This window comes from Aeromonas sp. R3-1 (genome assembly GCF_040908345.1).
GTDB lineage: Bacteria > Pseudomonadota > Gammaproteobacteria > Enterobacterales > Aeromonadaceae > Aeromonas > Aeromonas veronii.
In genome coordinates this window covers 1-6,394 of the sequence record NZ_JBFODN010000034.1, presented here as the reverse complement: position 1 = coordinate 6,394, position 6,394 = coordinate 1, and the positions used below count along the sequence as shown (strand labels likewise).

Below are 6,394 nucleotides of genomic sequence, written 5' to 3'. Positions count from 1 at the left end.
TGCAAATACCCGCAGCAGCCTCAGCCTGGGGTGAGCTATGGCCAGCATCATGGCTGGAGCAGCAAGCGGGGCATCTTCTTCAGCGAGCAGCCGCTCTACCGCGCCCTCGGTCAGAGTCTGGGGCTAGCCCCCGGCTGCCGCCATCCGCTGGTTTACATCATGGAGGCGGCCGATGACATCTCCTACTGCATCGCCGATCTGGAAGATGCGGTAGATCGGCGGATCCTGACTCAGGGTGAACTGCTGGCGGCGCTGCGAGCTGCTGACCAGAGTGACTACATGGGCACCTTGCTGGATGAGGCGCTGGCTTCTGGTCGGGGCTTTTTCCCCCATTTTCGCCAGCAGCTGACCCGGGATCTGGTGGCGTTGGCGGCGCAGAACTATGTCAGCGAACATCAGGCCATTTTGCAGGGCTCCTATCCGCAAGCGCTGCTGCACGGTCAGGCGCCGGCGGCGCGGGTGCTCGATATCCTCAAGCAGGTGGCCCGCGAGCTGGTCTTTATGCGCCCCGAAGTCGAGGCTCTCGAACTGGAAGGGTATGCGGCGCTGCGCGGGGTGCTGACCAGTTATGCCTGTCTATTGGCACTGCCAGCGCCACAGTTTGCCCGCCTGCTGGCCGGGGAGGGGAGCCAGGCGCTGTTCTTTGCGCGCCGCCTCTATCACCGCCTCTCGGCCCGCCATCTCAAGGCCTATCGATTGGCGATCGCCACCCCGGACCCGCGCTTTGCCTGCCAGAACGAGCAGGAGTGGTATTACCGGGTGCGGTTGCTGCTCGATTATGTCAGCGGCATGACGGATACCTATGTACTGGAAGAGTACCGGCTACTCTCGGGGATCTGATGCCCCAAGCTCCCCTTCGGGCAGCATAAAATGCCGTAAAAACGTTTAAAAAGGAGTCGCAAGAGGCTTGTTTTAAATTCGGATATTTTTTAGACTTCTGCAACCTGTTCAACTTTTACCCGGTAAGGAGACGAAAATGCAACATCTGATGCTCAATATTGCATTCTCTCGCGGCACTGCGTGCGGCGTGAAATCTCGTGCTCTTTTACCGCGTGGCGTAAACAGGTAACCCCTGTCTTTTTATCACCCGCGGTTCATCCCGCAGGGTGATATCCACTTTCTCCGGGAGAACCGCATGTTCAACTGGAGAATGTCATGTCTATCGAACTGGTTTTACTGCGCAGTGTTGAATCCCTAGTCCAGAGAAGGATTGCCCGGGTCGAGCGTCGTCTCGTGCAGGTCAATTTGTCACCCGCCCTGCTCAGGGATATCGGGCTGGAAGGATATCAGGGTCAAATCGCCCTCGTTCGCGAGCGGGAGTATCAAACCGGCTTCCGCCTCGGGAATCGAATAACCTGATCGCGAAGGGGAGAATAAGATCCCCCTCGCTAGTGAAATGGCAGGCTGCATGCCTGCCATTTTTTCATCTTATGGTTGATTCCAGGTTCACATGTTGGTGACTCAGTATTATCCTCTCCGCCCTCTTTGTAACAGCTGCGATTGTTTTCTCGCCTTGCGTCGTCAGGATCTGCAAGATTAGAGGTGGCAGCCCTATCTGTTTTACTCATCAGGACAAGACCTTATGCCACTCCTTCGTCAGCTTTTTCTTCCCATTTTGCTGTTGTTTTCAGGCATGTTGGCTGTTGCGGCTCCCCAACCGCAAGATGAGAGCACAAGTAACGAGATTTCTGCACAAAAGGAGCTGCTGGTTGGGGTTCCCCGTGGCGGCTATCTCCCTTTCATCTATCAACTCCCCAACCTGCGCTATGCCGGTCCGCTCAAGGAGCTGGCCTCGCGTATTGCAGCCGAAATGGGCGTGTCATTGCGTTATATCCCCTATAACTCCTACGTGGATGCCCAGATTGCTCTCCAAGGCGGCCAGATCGATGCATTAATCGGGGTCGAACGTAATGCTCTTGAATTGAAGGGGATAAACCCTATTGGCAGTATCGGTTCTTATGCTCGCTCCATTTTAATGCATACCCCGGATCAGCGATTGACCCTGGAGCAGGCGCGTAAGTTACGCTGGGTCTGTATTCGTGGTTTTGGCAGTTGTAATGAATTGGCTCGTTTGGGGATCTCTGATGTAACTGAGCTTGAGAGCCGCACTGAGGCGACCTATATGGTCAAGCTGGGCGCTGTCGATGCATATCTTGATTTGGAACCAATTGTTTCCTTTAAAATGGAGAGAATGCCTGCATCAATGGGGGTTGTCGCTCCTGGGTGGCTTTCTGGCAGCACGCTGACGATGGCGACCAGCTCCCGCCAGCCAGAGCTGAGCGAGAAGCTTTGGCAGGCATATCAACGGATACCCGTTGCAGACTCACGATTACGGTTGCATCAGAAAGATGAACGCGCCAACGCTGGTCTGTTGCTGGAACCTGATGAGGCTAGTTGGCTGAAGCAGAGAAACAAGGTGATCAAGTTCGCCGTTGCCCCCGGATTTGCCGGCATCAGCGAAATCGATGACGAAGGTGAATTGCATGGCTATACGGCAGACCTGATGAAATTATTGAGTCTGCGCTCCGGGATCCGCTTTGAGCTGGTGTCGACAAATACCTGGCAGGAGTCACTTAAACTGCTGAAAGAGCACAAAGTGGACCTTATTCCCTTGATGACACCGCTCAAGGATCGTCAGTCCTTTGCCTCTTTTACCTCCTCCTATCTGAAGTTCGACAGCTATGTTGTAGCCAGACACGGTGCTCGCCCGCTGAAGTCGTTGGTCGAGCTGAAAGGGCGTCTGATTGGTGGTGTGACGGGCTCTTACGAAGCCTCTCTCATTCACGCGCTGGGCGCCAATATTATCGAAGTAGGCAAAGATGCCGATTTACTGACCTTGCTTGATACTGGGCGAGCCGAATATGTGCTGTTGACCATGACCAATCTGGGACAGCAAGCGATGAAGGGGTTCAATGATAAGTATCAGGTAGTGCTGAGCTCCCCCGAATTTTCCGTACCTATCAGTATGGCCGTCGATAATGCTCAGCCCGAGTTGCTCCGAATCATGGACAAGTTGCTGCTGACCATCACGGATGAGGAGTGGCAACTGCTGGAACGACGCTGGCTCAATGTGTCGGTCAATATCGAGTCTGATTACACCCTGATTTACAAATGGTTGGCCATAGGGGGGGGCGCCTTGCTCGTCAGCGGTTTGCTGGTGATGTTCTGGGCTCGCAGTTTGCGTCGCCAGATTGCGCAGCGGAAAATCGCAGAGGACAAGCTGAATGAACAGTTGCTGTTTGTGCAGACCTTGCTCAACTCACTGCCAACCATGGTGGCGCTACGTGATAGCGAGCAGCGGATCACCTTGTGCAATCAGGCCTACCGCGATGCTTTCCTCGGTGCTGGCAGTAGCAGTGAGGAGCTGCAAAACATGCCCGAGACACTCAGAAACAGTGTGTTGGAAGAAGAGCGCCGGGTGTGGCAGACCGGACAGGATCTGGAGGGTGCAGGCAGTAACCTGCGAGCTGATGGTACGCCCTGCCATGTTATCTATGCCAAACGCCCTTATCGCGATCCCGATGGCAATATGCTGGGGGTGTTGACAGTACTGACCGATGTCAGCCGGATCAAGGAGGCGGAGGAGCGCGCCCGTCAGGCTGAAAATCGCCTTACCCAGATTACCGACAGCATGCCTGGGGTGGTCTATCAGTATTTGTGGCAAGGACCCGGCAAGGGGCGGTTTTTGTATGCCTCTCAGGGTGCCAGCGAGATCCTCGGGGCTTCCCAGCAGGATCTGTTCAATGCCGAATCGGGTGGTGAGGTGTTCGGCTTTACCGAAGAGGCGCTCCAGGATTTTGTCAGCAAGGTGGCCAATCATGCCGAGACTCTGGCGCCCCTCGATCTGGAGGTCAAGGTAGAGCGGCCTGATGGAGATCGTTATCTGCAAGTGCGTGGCAACTTTGTCAGACAGGAGCGGCAGGCACTGATCCTCAATGGGGTCATTCAGGATATTACGGCCCTCAAGCAACAGGAATACGAGCTGCGCGAAGCTCGCGCCTATGCCGAGCAGGCGATGCAGGCTCGCAGCCGCTTTTTGGCAACCATGAGCCATGAGCTGCGCACTCCCATTTCAGGCATGCATGGCATGCTCGAATTGCTACAAATGAGCGAGCTCAACGACGACCAGCGTTTTATGGTGCGCAATGTGGTCACCTCGACCAACAACCTGCTCTATCTGGTCAATGACATCCTCGATTTTTCCAAGATAGAAGCGGGTCAGTTGCAGTTGAATTACCAGAGCAGCCGGTTGCAAACGGTGATCTGCGATGCCATTCGTGGCCACGCGGCACTGGCTCATAACAAGGGGCTCCACGTGGTGCTGGAGTGGGAGCATCATGTGCCGGATTGGGCCGACATCGATGGGGTGCGTATTGGTCAGGTCATCTCCAACCTGCTCAACAATGCGGTGAAGTTTACCGAACAAGGGGGTATTACTATCCGGGTCAGCTATCTGAGTGAGCAACTGACCATCAGTGTCAGTGACACCGGTATCGGGATTGCCGAAGAGAAGCAGGCGCTGCTGTTCACGCCTTTTGAGCAGGTGGAGTCAGATATCAACCGTCGTTTTGGTGGCACCGGCTTGGGGTTGGCAATCTGTGAGCAGCTGGTATGCAAAATGGGGGGGGCACTGACACTGACCAGTAAGGCAGGAGAGGGCTCCTGCTTCCGCTTTACCGTGCCGCTAACCAATCCGCAGTGGGATCCCCCTGCTCTGGCTGACACAGAATGGTGGTTTTTCAGCGATGACACCAACCTCGAAGCGGCCATGGTACGGCAGGGGGCCAAGCTCAGGTACTTGGGGGCCAATGAGCTCAGTCGCTCACTGGAAGGGTTGCTGTTGGCCGATCAACGGTGGCTTGAGCAAGCGCTGGGAGGGGAATGGCAAAGCTGGCTGCAACACTCTGCGCTGAAGGGGATCATAGCGTCACCCGATGAGGCGTTACGGGGTCGGATTGGTGAACAGAAATGGTGGCGCCTGGGTCTATCTCCTCTCTATCCGGATCTTCTGCTGGAGAGCTGCCACGAATTGCTACAGGAGCGGGTCACACCGCACCTCCCAGCGCTTGCAGAGAAGCTGGGTGGCAAAGTACTGGTGGCTGATGATCATCCGGTCAATCGTGCCTTGCTGGCACGGCAGTTGGCCATTCTTGGTATCGAGGCTCAGGTTGTGGAAGATGGCGAGAAGGCTCTGCGGGCCTGGCAGGGACAGCAATTCTCTATGCTGCTGACTGATTGCCATATGCCGGTGATGGATGGTTATGCCCTGACCAAGGCGCTGCGGGCTGCGGGAGTGACGGCCCCCATCATAGGGGTAACGGCAGATACGTCGGAAGAGGCGAGTGCTCGTATGGTAGAGGCTGGCATGAGTGACATGTTACTGAAGCCCTACCCGCTGGATATCTTGCGCCAGATGCTGGCCCATTGGCTGGCAGAGAAGACGCCAACCAGAAGCGCGGTTGCGCCCGTTGTTGGGGCTACAGGCATGCAGGCTGAGCGCTGGTTGGCGCTGTTTGGTGACGAGCTGACCGCGCGAGCCATGGCGGTGGAGTATCTCGATTCCAACCGGCAGGATGGCGAGGCCATGATGGCAGCGCTTATTTGTCATGATGCCAGCGCTTTGGTAGAGACAGCCCACCGGATCAAGGGGGCTGCCCGAATGGTCGGGTTGGAGGAGCTTGCCAGCCAGGCTGCCATGCTGGAATCGGCAGCGCGATTGAAGCGGCTCGACGAGCTCGACGATCTGGTCAGCACAGTGCAGAGGTTGATGACGGCGATTGCCCACGACATTGGATTATGGCTCGATGAAAAAAGCACAACATGAGTTGGTCATCATGGTCGTGGAAGACCATGGATTTCAGCGCAAGGCGCTGCTGCACCAGATCCGCAGCCTGGGTTACCAGAATCTGCTGGAAGCGGTTGATGGTATCGAGGCGTTGGCGCTTAGCCAGCAACACAACGTCGATATCCTGTTTTGCGATCTGCGAATGCCCGGAATGGATGGCATGGCGCTGTTGCGCCGCCTGTCGCTGGGTGGTTTTCAGGGCGGCATTATCCTCTCCAGCGCGCTTGAGGGGGATGTGGTCGAAGCCGTATTGCGTATGAGTACCGCTTATGGCCTGCAGGTGCTCGGTCGCATAGAGAAACCCCCAACGCCGCAGCAGCTCCAGCGGCTTATCCAGGCTTGGTCACCCCGGCAGGAACCCCTCAGGGAGGAAGAGGGGCACAGAATAGGACTCGATGAGTTGCGTCGGGCGATCGAGCAAGATCAACTGCTGCCCTGGTATCAGCCCAAGGTGAGTTTTGCATCTGGCGAGTGGGTCGGGATGGAAGCGTTGTCCCGCTGGCAACACCCCGAGTTTGGCCTGATCCCTCCCGGGCGTTTTATTTCGCT

General features: G+C 56.2%; 3 protein-coding genes and 1 pseudogene. All 4 read left to right on the top strand.

The genetic code is table 11. The features are described from left to right. Nucleotides 1–840 (top strand): annotated as a pseudogene (locus AB5Y85_RS02050) (dGTPase); the annotation flags it as partial. Between the two features lie 315 nt (nt 841–1,155). After that, nucleotides 1,156–1,359 carry a hypothetical protein gene (locus AB5Y85_RS02045; protein ID WP_005349248.1) on the top strand — a complete coding sequence of 68 codons (204 nt, stop codon included), beginning with the start codon at nt 1,156–1,158 and terminating at the stop codon, nt 1,357–1,359. Nucleotides 1,360–1,582: 223 nt separating this feature from the next. Next, the gene (locus AB5Y85_RS02040; RefSeq protein ID WP_368221095.1) at nt 1,583–5,824 is read left to right on the top strand and encodes a transporter substrate-binding domain-containing protein; all 4,242 of its coding nucleotides are present in this window, start codon (nt 1,583–1,585) and stop codon (nt 5,822–5,824) included. Beyond that, nucleotides 5,805–6,394, top strand: a 590-nt coding sequence (locus tag AB5Y85_RS02035; protein WP_368221094.1) for a response regulator, incomplete at its 3' end; no start/stop codon positions are given. The genes AB5Y85_RS02040 and AB5Y85_RS02035, both read left to right, overlap by 20 nt.

What these genes read in the sequence shown, in the direction of transcription:
- AB5Y85_RS02045 (WP_005349248.1), top strand. Translation starts at nt 1,156, where the DNA reads ATGTCTATCGAACTGGTTTTACTGCGCAGTGTTGAATCCCTAGTCCAG.
- AB5Y85_RS02040 (WP_368221095.1), top strand. Translation starts at nt 1,583, where the DNA reads ATGCCACTCCTTCGTCAGCTTTTTCTTCCCATTTTGCTGTTGTTTTCA.